This window comes from Nonomuraea salmonea, assembly GCF_042428605.1.
Classification (GTDB): domain Bacteria; phylum Actinomycetota; class Actinomycetes; order Streptosporangiales; family Streptosporangiaceae; genus Nonomuraea; species Nonomuraea salmonea.
On sequence record NZ_JBHMCF010000002.1, the window covers coordinates 142,410 to 160,417 of the forward strand.

22 protein-coding genes are annotated in these 18,008 nt (G+C 72.2%); 7 read left to right on the forward strand and 15 right to left on the reverse strand.

Going from position 1 to position 18,008, the window contains the following annotated elements; genetic code table 11:
* Positions 1-85: 85 nt before the first annotated feature.
* The 8 genes from ACFFR3_RS00655 to ACFFR3_RS00690 all read right to left on the reverse strand — a co-directional run bounded on the left by ACFFR3_RS00655 (position 86) and on the right by ACFFR3_RS00690 (position 4,773).
* Positions 86-559, reverse strand: coding sequence for an anthrone oxygenase family protein (locus ACFFR3_RS00655; RefSeq protein WP_364370971.1), 474 nt, complete (start codon positions 557-559; stop codon positions 86-88).
* A gap of 37 nt (positions 560-596) precedes the next feature.
* Positions 597-1,052: an SRPBCC family protein gene (locus tag ACFFR3_RS00660; protein ID WP_364370968.1), complete on the reverse strand. Its 456-nt coding sequence runs from the start codon at positions 1,050-1,052 to the stop codon at positions 597-599.
* A gap of 1 nt (position 1,053) precedes the next feature.
* Positions 1,054-1,314 carry an acyl carrier protein gene (locus ACFFR3_RS00665; protein ID WP_345388401.1) on the reverse strand — a complete coding sequence of 87 codons (261 nt, stop codon included), beginning with the start codon at positions 1,312-1,314 and terminating at the stop codon, positions 1,054-1,056.
* Between the two features lie 85 nt (positions 1,315-1,399).
* A complete protein-coding gene (locus tag ACFFR3_RS00670) occupies positions 1,400-1,852 on the reverse strand; it encodes an anthrone oxygenase family protein (RefSeq protein WP_345388403.1) in 453 nt (150 codons plus the stop codon).
* Positions 1,849-2,757, reverse strand: a complete 909-nt coding sequence (locus ACFFR3_RS00675; RefSeq protein ID WP_345388405.1) for an NAD(P)-dependent oxidoreductase — start codon at positions 2,755-2,757, stop codon at positions 1,849-1,851. Before ACFFR3_RS00675 ends, ACFFR3_RS00670 begins: the two co-directional genes overlap by 4 nt.
* Complete coding sequence (locus ACFFR3_RS00680; protein WP_345388407.1) at positions 2,754-3,134, reverse strand: SchA/CurD-like domain-containing protein; 381 nt, start codon at positions 3,132-3,134, stop codon at positions 2,754-2,756. Before ACFFR3_RS00680 ends, ACFFR3_RS00675 begins: the two co-directional genes overlap by 4 nt.
* A 31-nt stretch (positions 3,135-3,165) precedes the next feature.
* The gene (locus tag ACFFR3_RS00685) at positions 3,166-4,017 is read right to left on the reverse strand and encodes an LLM class flavin-dependent oxidoreductase (protein ID WP_379482422.1); all 852 of its coding nucleotides are present in this window, start codon (positions 4,015-4,017) and stop codon (positions 3,166-3,168) included.
* A gap of 18 nt (positions 4,018-4,035) precedes the next feature.
* Complete coding sequence (locus ACFFR3_RS00690; RefSeq protein ID WP_364370958.1) at positions 4,036-4,773, reverse strand: SDR family NAD(P)-dependent oxidoreductase; 738 nt, start codon at positions 4,771-4,773, stop codon at positions 4,036-4,038.
* 200 nt (positions 4,774-4,973) lie between these two features.
* Between ACFFR3_RS00690 and ACFFR3_RS00695 the strand changes: the two genes are divergently transcribed.
* Positions 4,974-5,981, forward strand: a complete 1,008-nt coding sequence (locus ACFFR3_RS00695) for a methyltransferase (protein WP_345388409.1) — start codon at positions 4,974-4,976, stop codon at positions 5,979-5,981.
* Here ACFFR3_RS00695 and ACFFR3_RS00700 read toward each other — a convergent pair.
* Positions 5,958-6,356, reverse strand: coding sequence for a SchA/CurD-like domain-containing protein (locus tag ACFFR3_RS00700; protein WP_345388411.1), 399 nt, complete (start codon positions 6,354-6,356; stop codon positions 5,958-5,960). The genes ACFFR3_RS00695 and ACFFR3_RS00700 overlap by 24 nt on opposite strands.
* A gap of 214 nt (positions 6,357-6,570) precedes the next feature.
* Here ACFFR3_RS00700 and ACFFR3_RS00705 point away from each other — a divergent pair, with 214 nt between their 5' ends.
* Genes ACFFR3_RS00705 through ACFFR3_RS00715 form a run of 3 tightly spaced genes read left to right on the forward strand, consistent with a single transcriptional unit; the run spans position 6,571 to position 9,057 of the window.
* Positions 6,571-7,626 carry a methyltransferase gene (locus ACFFR3_RS00705; RefSeq protein ID WP_364370953.1) on the forward strand — a complete coding sequence of 352 codons (1,056 nt, stop codon included), beginning with the start codon at positions 6,571-6,573 and terminating at the stop codon, positions 7,624-7,626.
* Positions 7,627-7,651: 25 nt separating this feature from the next.
* Positions 7,652-8,848, forward strand: coding sequence for a cytochrome P450 (locus tag ACFFR3_RS00710; RefSeq protein ID WP_379482423.1), 1,197 nt, complete (start codon positions 7,652-7,654; stop codon positions 8,846-8,848).
* Positions 8,849-8,850: 2 nt separating this feature from the next.
* Positions 8,851-9,057 carry a ferredoxin gene (locus ACFFR3_RS00715; RefSeq protein ID WP_345388417.1) on the forward strand — a complete coding sequence of 69 codons (207 nt, stop codon included), beginning with the start codon at positions 8,851-8,853 and terminating at the stop codon, positions 9,055-9,057.
* Positions 9,058-9,150: 93 nt separating this feature from the next.
* Here the strand turns inward: ACFFR3_RS00715 and ACFFR3_RS00720 are convergent, their stop codons facing one another.
* From ACFFR3_RS00720 to ACFFR3_RS00740, 5 genes are all read right to left on the reverse strand, one after another.
* Entirely contained in the window at positions 9,151-10,152 is a 1,002-nt protein-coding gene (locus ACFFR3_RS00720; RefSeq protein WP_345388419.1) for an NAD-dependent epimerase/dehydratase family protein, read from the reverse strand.
* Between the two features lie 7 nt (positions 10,153-10,159).
* On the reverse strand, positions 10,160-10,369 hold the full coding sequence (locus ACFFR3_RS00725; protein WP_345388421.1) for a ferredoxin: 210 nt from the start codon (positions 10,367-10,369) through the stop codon (positions 10,160-10,162).
* Between the two features lie 13 nt (positions 10,370-10,382).
* Positions 10,383-11,570 (reverse strand): cytochrome P450, encoded by a 1,188-nt coding sequence (locus ACFFR3_RS00730; RefSeq protein ID WP_364370941.1) that lies wholly within the window; start codon positions 11,568-11,570, stop codon positions 10,383-10,385.
* 37 nt (positions 11,571-11,607) lie between these two features.
* Entirely contained in the window at positions 11,608-12,405 is a 798-nt protein-coding gene (locus ACFFR3_RS00735; protein WP_364370938.1) for an SDR family NAD(P)-dependent oxidoreductase, read from the reverse strand.
* 69 nt (positions 12,406-12,474) lie between these two features.
* A complete protein-coding gene (locus ACFFR3_RS00740; RefSeq protein WP_345388425.1) occupies positions 12,475-12,954 on the reverse strand; it encodes a hypothetical protein in 480 nt (159 codons plus the stop codon).
* Between the two features lie 268 nt (positions 12,955-13,222).
* Between ACFFR3_RS00740 and ACFFR3_RS00745 the strand changes: the two genes are divergently transcribed.
* On the forward strand, positions 13,223-14,245 hold the full coding sequence (locus tag ACFFR3_RS00745) for an LLM class flavin-dependent oxidoreductase (RefSeq protein ID WP_379482424.1): 1,023 nt from the start codon (positions 13,223-13,225) through the stop codon (positions 14,243-14,245).
* A gap of 5 nt (positions 14,246-14,250) precedes the next feature.
* Positions 14,251-15,732 carry a DHA2 family efflux MFS transporter permease subunit gene (locus tag ACFFR3_RS00750; RefSeq protein WP_364371201.1) on the forward strand — a complete coding sequence of 494 codons (1,482 nt, stop codon included), beginning with the start codon at positions 14,251-14,253 and terminating at the stop codon, positions 15,730-15,732.
* Here ACFFR3_RS00750 and ACFFR3_RS00755 read toward each other — a convergent pair.
* Entirely contained in the window at positions 15,680-16,699 is a 1,020-nt protein-coding gene (locus tag ACFFR3_RS00755) for a methyltransferase (RefSeq protein WP_345388428.1), read from the reverse strand. The genes ACFFR3_RS00750 and ACFFR3_RS00755 overlap by 53 nt on opposite strands.
* A gap of 166 nt (positions 16,700-16,865) precedes the next feature.
* Here ACFFR3_RS00755 and ACFFR3_RS00760 point away from each other — a divergent pair, with 166 nt between their 5' ends.
* A complete protein-coding gene (locus ACFFR3_RS00760) occupies positions 16,866-17,996 on the forward strand; it encodes a cytochrome P450 (RefSeq protein WP_345388430.1) in 1,131 nt (376 codons plus the stop codon).
* Positions 17,997-18,008 lie beyond the last annotated feature (12 nt).

An 18,008-nucleotide genomic window follows, 5' to 3' on the forward strand; every position in this document is an offset into this window, starting at 1 on the left:
ATGTGACGTCGACAGGACACGTCAAGGACCGGCTCCTCTCGCACGGGAGCCGGCCTTTGGCGTCATGGGGGTGACGTCGCGGGAGTCACAGGGTCAGGCCGACGAGGGCGCAGTTGACGATCAGGGCGAGGGTGGACAGGGCGGTGCGCACCCGGTTCCACGAGCCCCACTGCCGCCGGGGGTCGCGCTGCGCGAAGTCGTCGGGCAGGTGGTCGGGGTCGAGGGTGCGTACCCACCGGTTCACCGGCACGTTCTTCGTCACCGAGATCGCGATCGTGCCGAGGCAGAGCGCGGCCGCCACCAGGTACAGCACCCGCGCCACCGGGCCGTCCACCAGCAGGGCGAGCGCGAGGTCGCCGACGGTGGTGAGCAGCAGGCAGGCGGGCATGAACGGGTCGAACCTGGTCGAGAAGAAGGCGTGCGCGTGCACGTAGCGGTCGGGTGGCAGGCTGTCCAGCAGCGGCCAGCCGCCCATCTGGGTGCCGAGCAGCACCCCGGCGGCCAGCCCGTTGGCCAGCAGGACGAGCGGGACGACGATCTCCAGCACGAGCTCCTCCAAACGGTCAGCCTGCCACCGGCCCTCGCGTCCGCACCGCTCAGCGGGCGGCCGCGGCGGCCTCCACCTTCTGCTTGATCAGTGCCATCTGCACGGGGGTGTTGCGGTTGAGCCGCGCCTGCATCGTCGCGTCGTCGACCGGCGCCTCCGCCTTCATCTCGAAGTCCTGCACCCAGCGCATGCGCACGCCGCCGTCCTCCTGCAGGTACTCCCAGTAGATCCACATGTACTTGAACGGCCCGGTCTCCACCCGCTGCGAGCGGACGGTCTTCGTGGCCTCGTCGGGGCGCCTGGCCGACACCCAGCTCCACACCTTGCCGTTCTCGTCGGGGTGCAGCGCGAGCCGGAACAGGATCGTGCCGTCACGGTCCGAGAGGATCTTGGCCTCTGAGTACTCGCTGAACAGCTCGGTCCACGACTCGATGTCGTTGGTCATGTCCCAGACGAGCTGCATGGGAGCGTTGATGATGATCTCGTTGTCGGTGTGCCCCGCCATGTCACGCACCCGCCTTCGCCGTCAGCAGCGAGTTGACGTAGTCGACCGCCTTGGCCGGGGTCGGCATGTCCAGCACGGCCTCGTCGCTGATCTGGACGCCGTAGCGGCGCTCCACCTGGCTGCACAGCTCCAGCAGGGCCAGCGAGTCGTAGCCGAGGAAGGCGAACTCCGTGTCGGCGATGTCGCCGTCGAGGTCCGCTTCGTCGACGCCGCCCATCTTGCGCAGGATGTCCTTCAGTTCGTCCATGTCGAAGGCGCTCATTGCAGTTTCTCCATTCGGTCGGCAGCGCCATGTTCCGGCGCTTTCTGACTTCTCATCCGGCTTTGCGGCGCGGTGCCCGACGCGGTCAGGCGAGCACCACGGCGACGGCGTTCACCGTCACGCCCAGCAGGGCGAGCGCGGTGCGCAGCAGGTGCCAGCGCCGCCACAGCGGGCGGGGGTCGCGCCAGTCGGGCGGCACCTCGTCCGGGTCGAGGGCCTTGACCACCCGGTTGATCGGGACGTTGCAGAAGTGCGAGACCACCGACACCCCGAGCAGCAGGACGGCCGCCGTGGCGAACAGCGCGGCCGGCTCGGCCCTGGTCAGCACCGCGAGCACGATGTCGAGGACCATCGACGTCAGCACGATGATCGGCATGGTCGGGTCCCACCGGCGGCCCACGAGCTGGTGGGTGTAGACGTAGCGGTCGGCCGGCATGGCGAGGAGCGCGGGCAGCACGCTCAGCGCGACCGCGAACAGCACCCCGGCCACGACCCCGCTGCCCACCAGCGCCGCCACGGCCAGCAGATCCGTGATCACGGCCCTTGACCTCCGCCGTCCGTCGCCGGCTCGGCGCGGGGTGTCGGTTCGGCGACCGTGGCGGCGTCGTCGTCGCCGCGGCCGGCCTCCAGGACGGCGGCGTAGCGGTCGAGGGCGCTCCCCGTCACCGGCAGCTCAGCCCCGTGCGCCTGCGCCTCCTGGATCGCCAGCCGGAGGTCCTTGTGCATGAGCGTGGCGCGGAAGGCCGCCGGCCGGTACGTCCGCCCGCGCATGAACTGCGCACGGAACGACAGCACCGGCGAGCGCCAGCCGCTGCGCTCGAAGACGTCCAGCAGCACGCCCCGATCGACGCCCATGGCCTCGACGAACGTCACCGCCTCCGCGAGCCCGATGATCTGCACGCCCAGCATCAGGTTGAACGCCAGCTTCAGCGCGCTCGCGTTCCCGGTCGGCCCGAGCACGCGGACGTCCTGCCCGATGGCCTCCAGCACGTGGCGCACGTCGGCCACCGCCGCGTCCGCACCGGCGGCGAAGACCCGCAGCTCGCCCTTCGCGGCCATCGCCGGGTTGCCGAGCACGCACGCCTCGACCCGCCGCACCCCCGCCTTCGCCAGCCGCGCCTCGGCCTCCACGGCGAAGGCCGGGGTGACCGTCGAGGTGTCCACGACGACCGCGCCGGGCGGCAGCCGCCCGTCCAGCGCGCCGAACAGCACCTGCTCCACGGCCGCCTCGTCGGCGAGGCTGAGCAGCACGACCTCGGCGCCGGCCACCGCCTCGGCCGGGGTGGCCGCGATCGCGGCCCCCGCCTCGCGCAACGGCACGGCCTTGTCAGGACTCCGGTTGTACGCGGTGACGCGCGCGCCCGCGGCGATGAGGGCCCGCGCCATGCCCGCGCCCATGCCGCCCAGCCCGAGCACCGCGATCGACGTCGGCCGCTCGCTCATCGCTGCGCGGGGTGGGTCTCGACGGACAGCTGCGAGATGCAGCGCATGACGGAGTCGCGGAAGTACCGGCCGAACCCGGCCTCGTCGCCGGTGTCCCGCTGCTCCTGGAGATAGGGGGCGAGCTGCTCCTCGATCAGGTGCACCCCGCGCTGCCCGGCCATGTGGCGGGCGATGGCGGCGAACTCGCCCTCGTAGTGGATGATCCGCACCATCACGTCGTCCTTGATGAAGACCGCGGTGCCGAGCAACCGGCCCGCCGCGGCGCCGTCGTCGCCGGTGAACACCGGGGTGTCCACCCGCTGGAAGCCGGCGAAGATCTCGGCGATCTCGTCCTCGTAACCCGGTTTGACCCGGTAGGTGATGGCCGCGTACGGCATGGCGTCCTCCTTCTGGATCGTCGGCGCGGGCTCAGCCGAAGGCCACTTTGGCGATCAGGTCGAGCTGGCCGGCATCGGACGTACAGGGGATCAGCATGAGCTCGTCGCATCCGGCGGCGGCGTAGCCGTCGATCGTCTCGCGCAGCCGGGTGTCGTCGGTGATCACGTTCTCGGCCAGGAAGCGGGCCTTCTGGCCGGTGTAGGCGTAGTAGTCGAGCAGGTAGCGGGCGCCGGCCTGCCTGCGGTCCGCACCGGGCGCGACGTAGGCCAGCGCGCCCAGCCGGGGCTGGTCGGTGCGGCCCGCGTCGGCCCAGCTCTTGCGTACGGCGGCGGCGACCTCGGCGTACCGGTGCAGCGGGGTGCTGCCGGAGATCCAGCCGATGCCGTACCTCGCGGCGCGCGCCATCGACGCGGCCGAGTTGCCGCCGACCCAGAGCGGGATCCGCCCGCGCCGCGGGCGCGGGCCGACGCCGGGGACCTCCCCCGACCACACCCGCTCCATCTCCTCCAGCACCGCGTCGAGGCGGCGCCCGCGCCCGCCGTACGGCACGCCGGTCGCGGTGAAGTCGTCCTCCCTGCCGCCCGCCGCGACGCCGACGACCAGCCGGCCGCCGGACAGCCGGTCCACGCTCGCCAGCTGCTTGGCCAGCAGCGTCGCACTCGGCCGGTACGCGGCCAGCAGGATCGTGGGCGCCAGCGTGATGCGCTCGGTCACGGCCGCGGCGGCGGCCAGCGTCACCACGGTGTCGTAGCTGTCGTAGACCAGCCGGTCGAGCACGGCCAGCGTGCTGAAGCCGAGCCGGTCGGCCCGGCGGGCGAACTCGGCCAGCTCCCTGCCGTCCGTGCCGGGAACGGTGCTCGGCGCGCCGACTCCGATGTCCATGGGTCTCCCGCCCGCCGCTCAGATCCCGCCGTCCACGTTCAGGGTCACGCCGCTGATGTAGCGGGAGGTGTCGCCCGCCAGGAACAGCACCGCGCCGGCCACGTCGTGCGGCCGGCAGAGCCGCCCGAGCGCCGTGATCGACACGATCCGCTCGACGACCTGCGGCGGCAGCCCCGCACCCGGCTCGGTCTCGGTGAGGCCAGGCGCGACCAGGTTGACCCTGATGCCGCGGGCGCCCAGCTCCTTGCACAGCCCCCGGGTGAACCCGATGAGCGCCGCCTTCGAGGCGGAGTAGTGCACGCCGTTCATCCGCCCGCGCAGCGCCGCCGACGCGCCGATGTTGATCACCGAGGCGCCGTCGGCCAGCAGGTGCAGCATCGACTGCGTGACGAGGTAGGCGGAGGTCACGTTGTGGTCGAGCAGCCGCTGCCACTCCTCGCCCGAGATCTTGGCGAACGGGGCCGCGCCGTCCACGCCGACGTTGTTGACCAGGACGTCGAGCCCGCCGAACTCGGAGTCCACGGTGCCGGCCAGCCGGCGGGCGTCCGCGGAGTCGGTCACGTCGGCCCGCACCACCCGGCTGCGGTCGCCGAGCTCCTTCAGCTCCCTGGCGAGGGTGTCGGCGTCCTCGCCCTCGGTGTGATGACATGCCAGAACGTGTGCGCCGGCCTGCGCGAAGGCGAGGACCGTGGCACGACCGATGCCCCTGGTCCCACCGGTCACCAGCACGCGCTTGCCGCGTAGCCCTTGATCCACCAGACCATTCCTCTCGCTGCGACGTACGGCTCGGCCCATCGTGCAGGCACCGGCTGGTCCGCCCCTCGATTCCCGGTCGAGGCCGGGCGGCGCCGCCGTCGCGCTCCAACCGGCTTCGAGCCGGTCTCCACCTCGCGATGGAAGCGTCGCGAGCGACCCGGCACGACCGTCGGCCAGGGCTGCGAGAAAGGAAGTCACGTATGACGGGCATCGCTCCGGACGTCACCACCCCTACCGGGCTCATCCGGCTGTGCAACGCCTTCTGCGAGGCCAAGGCCCTGCTCACCGCGGTGGAGCTGGACCTGTTCACCGTCCTGCACGACAACCCGGCCACCGAGGAGGAGCTGCGTGAGCGGCTCGGGCTGCACGGCCGCGGCCTGCGCGACTTCCTGCACCTGCTGACCGCGCTCGGCCTGCTGGAACGCCAGGGCGACGGCTTCCGCAACGCCGCCGGCGCGGACCAGTATCTGGTGCGCGAGCAGCCGACGTACATCGGCGGGTTCATGCGCAGGACCAACGACAACCTCTACCCGGCCTGGGGCAAGCTGTCCGAGGCCCTGCGCACCGGCGAGCCGCAGGCGAAGGGCGACTTCCAGGACGTCCTGCGCGACCCGAAGATCCTGGGCCGGTTCATCCACATGATGGACGCGCTGACCCAGGTGCTCGGGCCGCAGCTCATCGAGGCGTTCGACTTCTCCGGCCACGCGACGCTGCTCGACGTCGGCGGCTGCCGGGGCAACCTGGCCGGCCAGATCACCAAGGCGCACCCCGACCTGACCGGCACCGTGTTCGACCTGCCGCAGATGGAGCCGTTCTTCGACGAGCACATGGCAGGACTCGGGCTGACCGAGCGGATGAGCTTCCACGGCGGCGACTTCTTCAAGGACCCGCTGCCCCGCGCCGACGTCGTGGTCCTGGGGCACGTGCTGCACGACTACGACGAGGAGAGCCGCCGCTTCCTGGTGGAGAAGGCCGGCGCGGCGGTCAAGCCGGGCGGCGCGCTGGTGATCTACGACCGCATGCTCGACGAGGGCCCCGCCCTGATCGAGAACCTGGTGATCAGCCTCGACATGATGCTGGTCACCGAGGGCGGCTCGGAGTATCCGGTCGAGGAGGTCAGGCAGCACGCCGCGGCGGCCGGTTTCACCGCGCTGGAGCACCGGCCGCTCGGCGACTTCGACACGCTACTGGTCTGCCGCAGAGGCTGAGGGCTCCGGGTTCCTGGGCACCGCGAACTGGGTGATGCAGCGCAGCCGGCTGGCGTTGAAGGTCTTGGTGAAGCCCTCGACCGTGCCGGTGTCGCGCGGCTTGTTCAGGTAGGGGGCGAGCTTGCGCTCGACCTCGGCCACGCCCGGCTGGCTGGCCATGAACCTGATCACCGCGTCGAGGTCGCCCTCGTACTCGATGAACCGCACCAGCATGCTGTCCCTGATGAACACCGCGGTGGCGAGGATGCGGCCGGCCTGGCCGCCGTCGGCCCCGGGGACGACGTTCCCCGACGGCCGCCGGAAGTTCGCGAACACCTCGGCGACCTCGTCCTCGTGTCCGCCCTTGATGTCATAAGTGATCGCCGTGTACGGCATGGCAACTCCTCGGGGAGATCGCGAACGTGGGTCCCCAGGATGCGCGGCGAGGCTCGAAACGCCCTCGCGAACCGCTCGGCCGGAACGCCCGGCACGCGCTCCATGCCGGTTTGATCCGCCCTTGAGCCGCCGGTGGCAGCCTGCCGGGCATGGCAGGCCCCTGACCGGCCCGAAGGCGGCGGAAACGACCTGTCACCCAGAAGGAGGAATCGGGATGACCACGACCTCGACCGACCGCGTACCGGCGCAGGGTCCCGGCGAGGAGCAGCAGGAACTGCTCATGATGCTGGCCGGCAAATGGGTGGCGGGCACGTTGAACGTGCTCGCCCGCCTCGGCGTCGCCGACCTGCTCGCCGACGGCCCGTGCGGCGTCGAAGACCTGGCCGCGCGGACCGGCAGCCACGCGCCCACGCTGCACCGGTTCCTGCGCGCCGCCGCGTCCGTCGGCGTGTTCGCCGAGCGCGGCGACGGGCGTTTCGAGCTGACGCCGAAGGCGCAGTACCTGCGCAGCGACGTGCCGGGCTCGCTCAGGTACCTCGCCTACTTCTACGGCGAGACCACCGTGTGGAACTGCTGGGGCTACGCCTACGACACCGTGCGCACCGGCGAGCCCAACGGCCGCAAGCTGCGGGAGGGCAAGAACTTCTTCGAGTACCTGGAGCAGGAGGCTCCCGAGTTCGCCGCCGCGTTCCACAAGGCCATGTCGGAGCTGAACGAGAGCCGCGCGCCCAAGATCGCCGACTCCTTCGACTTCGGGCGCTTCGCCACCATCGCCGACATCGGCGGCGGCCAGGGCCGGTTCCTGTCGGCCATCCTGCGCCGCTACCCGGACTCGCGGGGCATCCTGTTCGACATCGAGACCGCCATCGCGACGGCGCCGCCGGTGCTCGCCGCGCAGGGCGTCGCCGACCGGGTCGAGCTGGTCAGCGGCAGCTTCTTCGACGAGGTGCCGTCGGGCGCGAACGCGTACACGCTGAAGGCCGTCATGCACGACTGGGCGGACGCCGAGTGCAGCAAGGTGCTGGGCAGGATCAGGCAGGCGATCGGCGACGACGCCGACGCCCGCGTGCTGATCGTGGACGGCGTCGTCCCGGAGGGCAACGACCCCCACTACATCAAGCTGATGGACATCTCGATGGCGGTCACCAACGGCGGCCGGGAGCGGACCGTCGCCGACTGGACGCGGCTCGTGGAGGAGTCGGGCTTCGAGGTCGTCGACATCCACCCGACGGAGCCGCCCCACAGCATCGTCGAGGCGCGGCCGGTGTGAGCCGCCTGATCAGAAAGGTGACCAGATGAGCAGCGAACAGCCGGTCCCGTACCCGTTCCCGCGCCCTTCCCCTCTCGACGTGCCCGCCGAGCTGACGGACCTGCGCGAGCGTCCCGTGCTCCCCGTGGTGCTGCCGAGCGGCGACCGGGCGGTGCTGGTCACGCGGTACGAGGACGTGCGGTCCGTGCTGACCGACCACCGGGTCAGCCGCAATCTCAACCGCCCCGACGCGGCCCGCATGACCTCGAACAACAAGATGTTCCAGGACGAGCGGATGGACCCCGACCCGCCTGAGCACACCAGGGTCAGGCGGCTGGTGATGAAGGCGTTCACCGCCACGATGGTGGAGAACCTGCGCCCCAAGGTGCAGGAGATCGTGGACGAGCTGGTGACCAAGATGGAGAACGGGCCGTGCCCGGCCGACGTGTCGGAGGCCGTCGCGTTCCCGCTGTCCATCCGGGTCATCTGCGACCTGCTGGGCGTGCCCGCCGAGGACCAGGACCGCTTCCGCGGCTGGACGGACCGGTTCCTGTCCACCGGCAAGTACTCGGGGCCCGAGATCGGCGCGGCGATGCGCGAGATCAGCGCGTACATGGGGGCGCTGATCGAGAAGCGGCGGGCGAACCCCCGTGACGACCTGATCAGCGCGCTGACGCAGGTCCACGAGGACGACGACACCCGCCTGAGCGAGTACGAGCTGCACTGGTGGTGCCGGCTGCTCCTGCTGGTCGGCTACGAGACCACGGCCAGCCAGATCGGCTACATGGTGGCGAAGGTGCTGGCCCACCCCGACCAGCTCGCCAAGCTGCGCGCGGATCTGTCGCTGGTGCCGTCGGCGGTGGAGGAGGTGCTGCGCTTCAAGCTGCTCAACGGCTCGCTGTCGATGCTCCGCTACGTCACCGACGACATCGAGGTGGGCGGGGTGACGGTGCCGAAGGGCACGAGCGTCATCCCGGCGGTCGAGTCGGCGAACTGGGACGAGAGCGTGTTCTGCTGCCCGCACGAGTTCGACGTGGCGCGGCCGTCCAACTACCACCTGACGTTCAGCGTGGGGCCGCACTTCTGCATCGGCGCCTCGCTGGCCCGGCTGGAGCTGCAGATCGTGCTGGACACGCTGCTGCGCCGCTTCCCCGGCCTGCGGCTCGCCGTGCCCGCGGCCGAGCTGGGACGCAGTGAGGGGACGCTGATCGGCGGGCTGCTGAGGATTCCGGTGGAGTGGTGAGCATGCGCGTGACGGTGGATCGTGACACGTGCTGCGGCAGCGGCCTGTGCGTGGCGGCCGTGCCGCAGGTGTTCGGCCACGACGACGAGACCGTGGTCGTGGTACGCGACCCGGAGCCGCCGGCCGCGCTCGCCGACCTCGTCCGCGAGGCGGCCAGGCGCTGCCCGACGGGCACGATCCGGCTGCTCGACGCACGTGCGGGCGACTGATCGGGGCCCGGCATGAAGCGGCCGCCGGCGGATGTACCGCCGGCGGCCGCCTCGTCTCCGGCCCGCGCCGAGCCGGACGCTCCTGCCCCTGGCTCAGCCGGCCAGGAGTTTCGCCTCCAGGTCCGGGTCCAGGTCGGCCGGGACGTGGTCCGCGCGATAAGCGCTCTGGGAGCTCTCCGGCACGTCGCCGCCCACGTCACGCAACCAGGCCCAGGTGTCGGCCACGGTCTCCTCGACAGGACGGCAGCGCAGCCCGGCCGCCACCGCCTTGGACACGTCGGTCCTGTGCAGCAGCTCGTACATGTCGCCGGGCGGCAGCCAGCCCGGCAGATCGACCCAGGGCCGGATCCCCGCCGCCAGGATCGGCTCGGGGTCGACCCAGCGCAGCTCGGCGCCGGCGCCGGTGACCTCGACGCAGGCGGTGACGAACGCCTCCATCGTGGCGTGGTCCAGCGGGCACACGAGGTTGTAGGCGCCGTGCAGGCCGCGGCCCGCCGCGTCCAGGACGAAGGCGGCCAGGTCGCGGGCGTCGATGTACTGCAGCGACGAGGTACGCGGCCCCGGCGCGAGCTGGACCCCGCCCCGGGCGGCGCGCCGCAGCCACCACGGCACCCGCCCCGAGTTCTCGCGGGGCCCGAAGATCAGGCCGGGCCGCACCCGCAGGGCGCGCTCGCCGAGCGCCCGCTCCGCGGCCACCTCCCCGCCCGCCTTCGCGTCGCGGTAGCCGATCTCCTCGCCGTCCGGCGAGCCGGCCACCACCGGCCGCTCCTCGGTGAGCGGCGCGGGCACGGGGAAGTCGTAGATGCCGCGGCTGGAGACGTAGGTGTAGTGGCCGATCCGGCCGTCCAGCAGCCGCAACGTGTCGCGGACCACCCGGGGAGGGCCCGACCACGTGTCGACCGCCGCGTCCCACTCGCCGTCCGCGAGTGCCCGCATGCCGTCGGGCAGGTTGCGGTCGCCCTCCAGGGCCCGCACGCCGGGCGGCGGCGCGTGCCGCCCCCGGTGGAACACGGTCACGTCCCAGTCTCTGGCCAGCGCCGCCTCGGCCACGGCGCGGCCGACGAACTCCGTACCGCCAAGCAGGAGAATGCGCATCCGATCCTCATTCCGTTGGACGAGAGAGCGTGCCGACCCGCACCGCTCCCGACGGGCACAGCCGCTCCGCGCGCAACGCCTGGTCCATGGCCTGTCCTGAGGGCGTCTCCGTGAGCACCACCACCAGGCCGTTCTCGTCCTGGTCGAAGACGCCCGGCGCGGTCAGCGCGCACATGCCCGCGCCGACGCACACCCGCTGGTCACCCACGACGCTCATGCCGCTCCCCCTCTCACCACGTCACCGGCAGCGCGTCGATGCCCTGGATCGCGCCGGGCGGGCGGGGGGCCAGCTCCTCGGCGGGCACCGTCATGCGCAGGGTGGGGATGCGCTGCCACAGCGCGGTCAGCGCGATCTGCAGCTCCAGCCTCGCGAGGTTCTGGCCGAGGCACTGGTGCCTGCCGTAGCCGAAGGCGATGTGCCCGCCCGCGTCGCGGCTCGGGTCGAAGACGTCGGGGTCGGTGAAGACGCCGGCGTCCCTGTTGGCGAGCGAGCCGGGGATCAGCACGCCCTCCCCCGCCTTGATCACCACGTCGTCGATCTCGATGTCGGCGGTGGCGACCCGCAGGTTCGCGCTGTCGGCGATCGACTGGAAGCGCAGCAGCTCCTCCACGGCCGGCGTGATCGCCTCGGGGTTCGCGCGGATGGCGGCGAGCTGGTCGGGGTTCTCCATCAGCGTGACCGCGCCCAGCGAGATCATCGCCGCAGTGGTCTCGTGGCCGGCGATGAGCAGCGACATGGCCGCGAGCGCGAGGTCGTCATCGCCGATCCTGCCGGTGCCGGCCAGCCGCCCGATGAGCCCGGCGCCGTCGGGGGTCTTCTTGTACTCGGTGACCAGGTGCTCGAAGTAGGCGAGCAGCTCGGCGCCCGCCTGGCGGCCCTCGGCGGTGTCGAACGTGCGCACCAGCCGGCGGATGGCGTCCTGGAAGAAGTCGCGGTCCTCCCAGGGGGCGCCGAGCAGCCGGCAGATCACCCGGAAGGGCACGGGCAGGGCGAACTCCTGGTAGAGGTCGGCCGGCGGGCCGTGCTCCAGCATGTCGTCGAGTGACTCGTGCACGATGCGCTCGATGTCGGCGCGCCGCTCGCGCACCTTCTTCAGCGTGAAGTCCGGCAGGAACATCCGCCGCTGCTCGTCGTGCTCCGGCGGGTCCATCCCGATCAGCGCCTGGCGCTTGCGCTCGGTCAGCAGCTGGACCTGCACCGAGATGACGGGGAAGCCTGGACGCCTGCGGTCGGACGACAGCCTCGGGTCCTTGAGCAGCGTACGGGCCTGGTCGTAGCGGGTCACCAGCCACGCGAGCTGCCCGGCGTGGGTCGTCACCCGGCGCAGCGCCGGTCCCCCGCGCAGCTCCGCGTACGCCGGGGGTGGAAGGTGGGGGCAGACGCGCGCCTGGGGAAAGGCGGGCGGTGCTGTGGTCATCTTCTCTCCTGCTCCGTGTCCTGAACGGCCGGGCGGCTCAATGGCCCCCGGCCACGTGGATCACCTGACCGCTGACGTTCCCGTTGGCCTCGGACGCCAGGAACAGCACGGTGTTGGCGACGTCCGCGGGTGTCGACACCTTGCCGACGGGACGGTCCTGGTTGAGCATGCGCTTGATCTGTACGTCGTCCAGCTCGGCGAACCTCGCCTGCTTCTCCTCGGGGAAGCGGCGCAGGAAGCCCCTGCTCACCGTGGCCCCCGGGGCGACCACGTTGACGAGGATCCCGTCGGGTGCCAGCTCGGTGGCCAGCGTGCGGCCCAGGCCGTGCAGCGCCATCTTGCTCGACACGAACGCCTCGTCCCCGGGCGCGCCGCGGGCGACGATGTTGGCCGAGATGAGGATGATGCGGCCCCATGCCTGGCGCCGCATGGCCGGCAGCACGGCCTGCACCGTGTGGAAGGAGCCCTCGACGTCCGCCCGGAGCAGCGGCGACCACTCCTCGGGCGGCACGTCCTCGAAGTTCACCGGCGCGGTGCGGGTGCCGTCCTGCGCGGACGCGCTCAGCACGAGCACGTCGAGCCGGCCCCACTCGTCGAGCACGGCGCTCACGCACGAGCGGATGGCGGCCGGGTCGGCGAGGTCGTACTTGACGACCATCGCCCGGCCGCCCCGCTCGCCGATGACGCGGGCCAGCTCTTCGGCGCGTTGCGCGTTGTCGCGGAAGGTCAGCGCGACGTGGGCGCCCTCCGCGGCGAAAGCCTCCGCCATGGCGGCGCCGATGGATCCACTGCCACCGGTGACCAGGACGACCTTGCCCGCGAGTCCGAGTTCCATGTTGGCTCCTCTCCGATGTGCAGCGTCGCGGTCGTACGTCGACAGCGGCTCGAATCAGGCTGAAGTGGGTCAGTAGCGGGTGGCGGTGGTCGCGCTCTGGACCACGGCGACCTGGTTGCCCTCGGTGTCGAAGGCGGTGCCGGTGCCGGTCGCCCGCCAGGAGGAGGAGGTGAACGTGCCGGTCTGCTCGATGCGCACCTCGCCGGTCCAGGTGCCGTCGTCGTCGGCGTACATGAAGTGGCGGAAGGAGAACGAGAAGCCGCCTGAGGCCAGCCGCCACGAGCCCAGGCTGAGGTGGCCCGCCCCCGTCGTGGTCGCCACCAGGACGCCGTCGGCGACGAACGCGAACAGGCCGGCCTCCGGCGGCCGGTTCACACTGGGGAAGGTGACCTCCACCGCCCAGGTGCCGAGCAGCGGGAGGAGCCTGCTCTCCTGGGCGCCGGTCTCGGCGGCGGCGGGCGTGGCGCCGGCGAGCAGGCCGAGCCCGACCAGCGGGGCGAGGCTCCCGCCTCGGCTGAGCAGGCTGCGGCGGTTCAGGCCCGTTCTCATGTGAGCTCCTTTCGGACGTGGCACTCCTTTATCCGGCAGGGTGCTCGAACGGCGGTCCAACCGCCCTCGGCCGAGATCGCCCCACCGCACTTCCGCCGTTACCTGCTCGGTCTTCGAGGCGGGCCTGTGACGCTGAGCGCGCAGGCGCGGCCCGCCGTACCGGCGGCCTCACGAAGCGGCCTCATAGAGCGGCCTCATAGAGCGGCCTCATAGAGCGGCCTCATAGAGCGGCCTCATAGAGCGGCCTCACAGAAGGGACGGCCTAGGCATGAAGCTCGGTGTCAATCTCTCCTATCTCGACGCGGTGGAGGTCGCGCGGGAGGCCGAACGGCTCGGGTTCGACCTCGCGGTCGTCCCGGAGGGTTTCCGCGCGGACGGCGCGACCGTTCTGGGGGCCGTGGCCACCGCGACCACCCGCATCGGCCTGGCCTCCGGCGTCTTCCAGGTGCCCGGCCGCACGCCGGCGATGACCGCGTTGACCGCCTCCACGCTCGACGCCCTGTCCGGCGGCCGGTTCCGGCTGGGACTCGGGGTGTCGAACCCGGACATCTCGGAGGGCTGGCACGGCGTGCCGTTCCGGCGGCCGCTCGCCAGGACCCGCGAGTACGTGGACATCGTGCGCCGCGCCCTCACCGGCGAGCCGGTCACCCACGCGGGCGCCCACTACCGGCTCCCGCCCGAGGGCTGCACGGCCGCGCCGCTGCGGCTGTACGGCGAACCGGCCCGGGTGCCCATCTACCTCGCCGCCGTCGCGCCGGGCGGACTCGAACTGGCCGGGGAGATCGCCGACGGCTGGCTGGGCGCGTTCTCGCCGCCGGGCGAGCTGCCGAAGACCATCGACGCCCTGCGCGCCGGCCGGGCCCGCGCGGGCAAGCAGCTCGCCGGGTTCGAGGTGCTCTGCGGCGTCCCCATGGCGCTGGGCGCCGACGTCGAGACGGCCGCCACGCCGATCAAGGGCTACCTGTCGCACTTCCTCGGCATGGGCGGCCGCAGCCGCAACGTCTACCTCGCGCTCTTCGAGCGGCTGGGGTACGGCCGCGAGAGCGCCGTCGTGCACGAGCGCATGGCCGCGGGCGACCCGCGCGGGGCCGCCGCCGCGGTGCCGGCCGGCCTGGTGGAGCACATCTCGCTGCTCGGCCCGCCCGAGCGGGTCGCCGAGCGGATGCGCGCGTACGCCGAGCACGGCATCACCACCCTGCTCATCTCGCCCTTCGGCGGCACGACCGCCGAACGCGTCGAGATCCTGCGCACCGCGGCGACGGCGCTGGACCGCGCCGGCCTCGCCGCGTGAGCGCCATGGGCACCCGCAGGCTCGCCGCGCTGCGCGGCAACCCCTGGGCGGTCATGACGACCACCTGCCTCGGCTACTTCATCACGATCCTCAACTCCACCTCGGTCAGCATCGCCGTCCCCGAGATCCAGGCGGGGCTCGGCGCGAGCCTCAGCGAGGTGCTGTGGGTGGTCGGCGGTTACGTGCTGGCCCTGGCCGTGCTGACCGTCACCGCCGGCCGGCTGGGCGACGTGGCGGGGCCGCGTACCGTGTTCCTCACGGGCATGGCGGTCTTCACCGTCGCCTCGACCTTGTGCGGGTTCGCCCAGACGCCGTGGCAGCTCATCGGCGCCCGCCTGCTCCAGGGCGTCGGCGCCGCGCTGATCATCCCGCAGACGCTGACGATGATGACGCTGGTCTTCCCGCCGGAACGGCGCGGGCGGGCGAGCGCGGTGTGGGGGGTGACCGCGGGCCTCGCCGGCGTGGCGGGGCCGACGCTCGGCGGCCTGCTGGTCTCCACGGCCGGCTGGCGCTCGATCTTCGCCATGAACCTGCCGGTCGGCGTGCTCATCGTGGTGCTCACCCTGCTCGTCGTCCCGCCCGCCGTGACCGGCCAGGCCGCCAGGCGGCTGAACGCGGCGGGCGCGACCCTGGCCGGCGTGGGGCTCGGCGCGATCACGTTCGGCCTGCTGGAGGGCAGGCACTACGGCTGGGGCACGGTCGCGTCGGTGGCGGACGTGCCGGTCACCGTGCCGATGGTGATCGGGCTCGGCCTCCTGCTCCTCGCCGGGTTCGTCGTCCACCAGCACCGCGCGCGGGAGCCGCTGGTGCCGACCCGGTTGTTCGCCGACCGCACGTTCACGCTGATGACGGCGTCCATGGCGATCGTGTCGATGTGCGTGATCACGCTGTCGCTGACCATGACGCTCTTCCTGCAGACGGTGCTCGGCATGCCGGCCGCGCAGGCCGGGCTCACGCTGGCGCCGTGGGCGCTGGGCATGACGTTCGGCTTCCCCGTCACGGCCCGCCTGACCGAGCGGTACGGCGGTGAGCGGGTGCTGCTGGGCGGCCTGCTCGTCTACGCCGCCGCCCTGGCCGCCGTCGCGCTGCTCAGCCGGCCCGGCGTGGCCGGGTACGCGCTGGTGGCGCCGCTCGCGATCGCCGGGCTGTCGCAGTCGGCGGCGTTCGGCCCGATCACCTCGCTCGCCATGCGGGACGTGCGCCCCGACCTGGCGGGGGCCGCCTCCGGGGTGTTCAACACGATCCGCCAGACCGGGACGCTGTTCGGGATCTCCGTGCTGGGCACGGTGCTGCAGGCCAGGCTGGACGCCGGCCTCGCGAGCACCTCCTACGGGACCGCGTTCGGCGCGGCGGTCAGGTTCACGCTGCTGGTGTGCGCCGCGAGCGTGCTGCTCGCGGCGCTCGCCTCCTGCCTGAACGCGCGGTCCCGGCGGGTCAGCCGGGAACCCGCCCCACGGTCAGATGCAAGTCGGTCCCCGTCGGCGTGATGCCGGTGAACTCCAGGCCGGCCCGCTTGAACAGGTCGGCGTAGTCCTGCTCGGTGCGCTCCTTGCCGCCCATGACCAGCAGCATGTGCAGGTCCATCGACGGGACGAACTTGCTCTCCGGCGGGTCCTGCAGCAGCGGGTCGGCGATGACGATGCGCGCCCCCGGCTTGGCCGACGCCGCCACGTTGCGCAGGATGCGCTCGGAGGGCTCGTCGTCGTACATGTGCAGGGTGAGCTTGAAGACGTACAGGTCGGCGCTGAAGGGCACCTCGTGGAAGTAGTCGCCGGTGACCAGCGCGCAGCGCTCCGACAGCGGGCCCGACAGCAGCTCGTCCTCCACCACGGCCAGCGTGGCCTCGGTGTCGAACCAGACGCCCGACACGTGCGGGGCGTGCTCCAGGATCGCGCGCAGCAGCGTCCCGGAGCCCGCGCCCATGTCGGCGACGGTGCCGGCGCCCTCCAGCGGCAGCGCGCCCACCAGCGCCGGATTCATCTGGTCCGACCACGATGTCATGCCGCGGAACATCCGCGCCTGCGCCTCGGGGTGCTCGCCCAGGTAGTCGAAGAAGTCGGCGCCGAAGACGTCGGGGAACAGGCACCGGCCGGCCCTGACCGACTCCGCGAGCCTGCCCCACATCGCCCAGCCCCAGTCGGACGGGGTGAGCAGGGTGTGGATGAGGCCACCAGGATGGTCCCTGCGCATCGCGCGTGACATCTCGGTGTGCGCGTACACGTCCGGGGTCACCTGCTCGAAGATCCCGTACGCGGTGAGCGCCCGCAGGAGGCGGGCCAGCGTCGGCGGATCGGCGGACACCCGCGCGGCGATCTCGGTCACCGGCGTGGGCCCGTCGCCGACCGCGTCGGCGAGTCCGAGCTCAGCCGCCGCCCGCACGATCGCGGCGTCCTGCACCGAGTTGGACAGGCGGCGGACCCTGGCCGCGGGAGACGGTCCTGTCGTGCTGGTCATATCCGTTTCCTCTCACCACCTGGTGGACGATGTGCCGCCTCATGCTCTGCTCGCCCGCTCGAACACCGAGCGAGACCAGGACGAGAGTCCAGCGCCGCTTGCGGGCGCCTTGAGCCGCCGCGCCCATCGTTCTGGGTGACGACCTCACGCAGAGCAGGAGAGCCCGATGACGCTCAAGTTCCCGTTCGACTGGCCGCCCGGGGCACGACCGCCGGAGGAACTCGCCACGCTCCGGGACGAGCCGGTGGTACGGGCGGTCATGCCGAGCGGCGACCCGGTCTATCTGGTCACGCGCTACGAGGACGTGCGGGCGGTGCTGTCGGACCGGCGCCTGAGCCGTAACAGGGAGCGCCCCGGCGCGCCGCGCATGACGGCGGCGGCGAGGACCAAGATGTTCCAGAACCCGAAGATCGACCGGGATCCGCCCGAGCACACCCGCATGCGCCGCCTGATGACGAAGGCGTTCACCCCGGCGCGGATCGAGAAACTGGGCCCCTACGTCGAGGAGGTGGTGGCGGAGCTGCTCGGCCGGTGGCGGAGACCACCGGTGGACCTGGTCTCCGAGTTCGCGCTGCCGCTGACGCTGCGGGTCATCTGCCGCCTGCTCGGCGTCCCCGTGGCCGACCAGGAGCGCTTCCGTACCGGGCTGGGCGAGGCGTGGCAGTACATCGGCGAGCTGATCGAGGTCAAGCGGGCGGACCCGGGTGACGACCTGATCAGCGAGCTGATCTCCGTGCACGACGACCAGGACGGGCGGCTGAGCACGCACGAGCTGCACGTCTGGTGCACGGTGCTGCTGATGGCCGGGCACGAGACGACCGCGGCGCAGATCGGCAGCGGGGCGGTGCTCCTCATGCAGCACCCCGACCAGCTCGCCCTGCTGCGCGACGAGCCCGAGCGCATCCCCGACGCGGTGGAGGAGCTGCTGCGCTTCCAGGTGGCCGGCCACTCGCTGTCGATGCTGCGCTACGTCACCGACGACATCGAGATCGGCGGGTGCCCCGTGCCGACCGGCTCCGGCGTGGTGCCGGTGCTGGAGTCCGCCAACTTCGACGCGTCCGTGTTCCCCGACCCGCTGCGCCTGGACGTCACCAGGGACGCGCGGGACCAGATCGCCTTCAGCGCGGGACCCCACTACTGCCTGGGCGCGGCGCTGGCCAGGCTCGAGCTGCGGACCGCGTTCGCCCAGCTGATCGGGCGCTTCCCCGGCCTGCGGCTCGCGGTGGACGTGGCCGAGCTCAGGCATCACGACAACCCACTCGAACTCGGCTTCGTCGAGGTTCCCGTCACCTGGTGACCACCGGAGGAG

Bases quoted from the DNA above. Each gene is read 5' to 3' on its own strand.
- ACFFR3_RS00660 (WP_364370968.1), bottom strand. From the start codon at position 1,052: ATGGCGGGGCACACCGACAACGAGATCATCATCAACGCTCCCATGCAG.
- ACFFR3_RS00665 (WP_345388401.1), bottom strand. From the start codon at position 1,314: ATGAGCGCCTTCGACATGGACGAACTGAAGGACATCCTGCGCAAGATG.
- ACFFR3_RS00675 (WP_345388405.1), bottom strand. From the start codon at position 2,757: ATGAGCGAGCGGCCGACGTCGATCGCGGTGCTCGGGCTGGGCGGCATG.
- ACFFR3_RS00680 (WP_345388407.1), bottom strand. From the start codon at position 3,134: ATGCCGTACGCGGCCATCACCTACCGGGTCAAACCGGGTTACGAGGAC.
- ACFFR3_RS00685 (WP_379482422.1), bottom strand. From the start codon at position 4,017: ATGGACATCGGAGTCGGCGCGCCGAGCACCGTTCCCGGCACGGACGGC.
- ACFFR3_RS00695 (WP_345388409.1), top strand. From the start codon at position 4,974: ATGACGGGCATCGCTCCGGACGTCACCACCCCTACCGGGCTCATCCGG.
- ACFFR3_RS00700 (WP_345388411.1), bottom strand. From the start codon at position 6,356: ATGCCGTACACGGCGATCACTTATGACATCAAGGGCGGACACGAGGAC.
- ACFFR3_RS00705 (WP_364370953.1), top strand. From the start codon at position 6,571: ATGACCACGACCTCGACCGACCGCGTACCGGCGCAGGGTCCCGGCGAG.
- ACFFR3_RS00710 (WP_379482423.1), top strand. From the start codon at position 7,652: ATGAGCAGCGAACAGCCGGTCCCGTACCCGTTCCCGCGCCCTTCCCCT.
- ACFFR3_RS00715 (WP_345388417.1), top strand. From the start codon at position 8,851: ATGCGCGTGACGGTGGATCGTGACACGTGCTGCGGCAGCGGCCTGTGC.
- ACFFR3_RS00720 (WP_345388419.1), bottom strand. From the start codon at position 10,152: ATGCGCATTCTCCTGCTTGGCGGTACGGAGTTCGTCGGCCGCGCCGTG.
- ACFFR3_RS00725 (WP_345388421.1), bottom strand. From the start codon at position 10,369: ATGAGCGTCGTGGGTGACCAGCGGGTGTGCGTCGGCGCGGGCATGTGC.
- ACFFR3_RS00730 (WP_364370941.1), bottom strand. From the start codon at position 11,570: ATGACCACAGCACCGCCCGCCTTTCCCCAGGCGCGCGTCTGCCCCCAC.
- ACFFR3_RS00735 (WP_364370938.1), bottom strand. From the start codon at position 12,405: ATGGAACTCGGACTCGCGGGCAAGGTCGTCCTGGTCACCGGTGGCAGT.
- ACFFR3_RS00740 (WP_345388425.1), bottom strand. From the start codon at position 12,954: ATGAGAACGGGCCTGAACCGCCGCAGCCTGCTCAGCCGAGGCGGGAGC.
- ACFFR3_RS00745 (WP_379482424.1), top strand. From the start codon at position 13,223: ATGAAGCTCGGTGTCAATCTCTCCTATCTCGACGCGGTGGAGGTCGCG.
- ACFFR3_RS00750 (WP_364371201.1), top strand. From the start codon at position 14,251: ATGGGCACCCGCAGGCTCGCCGCGCTGCGCGGCAACCCCTGGGCGGTC.
- ACFFR3_RS00755 (WP_345388428.1), bottom strand. From the start codon at position 16,699: ATGACCAGCACGACAGGACCGTCTCCCGCGGCCAGGGTCCGCCGCCTG.
- ACFFR3_RS00760 (WP_345388430.1), top strand. From the start codon at position 16,866: ATGACGCTCAAGTTCCCGTTCGACTGGCCGCCCGGGGCACGACCGCCG.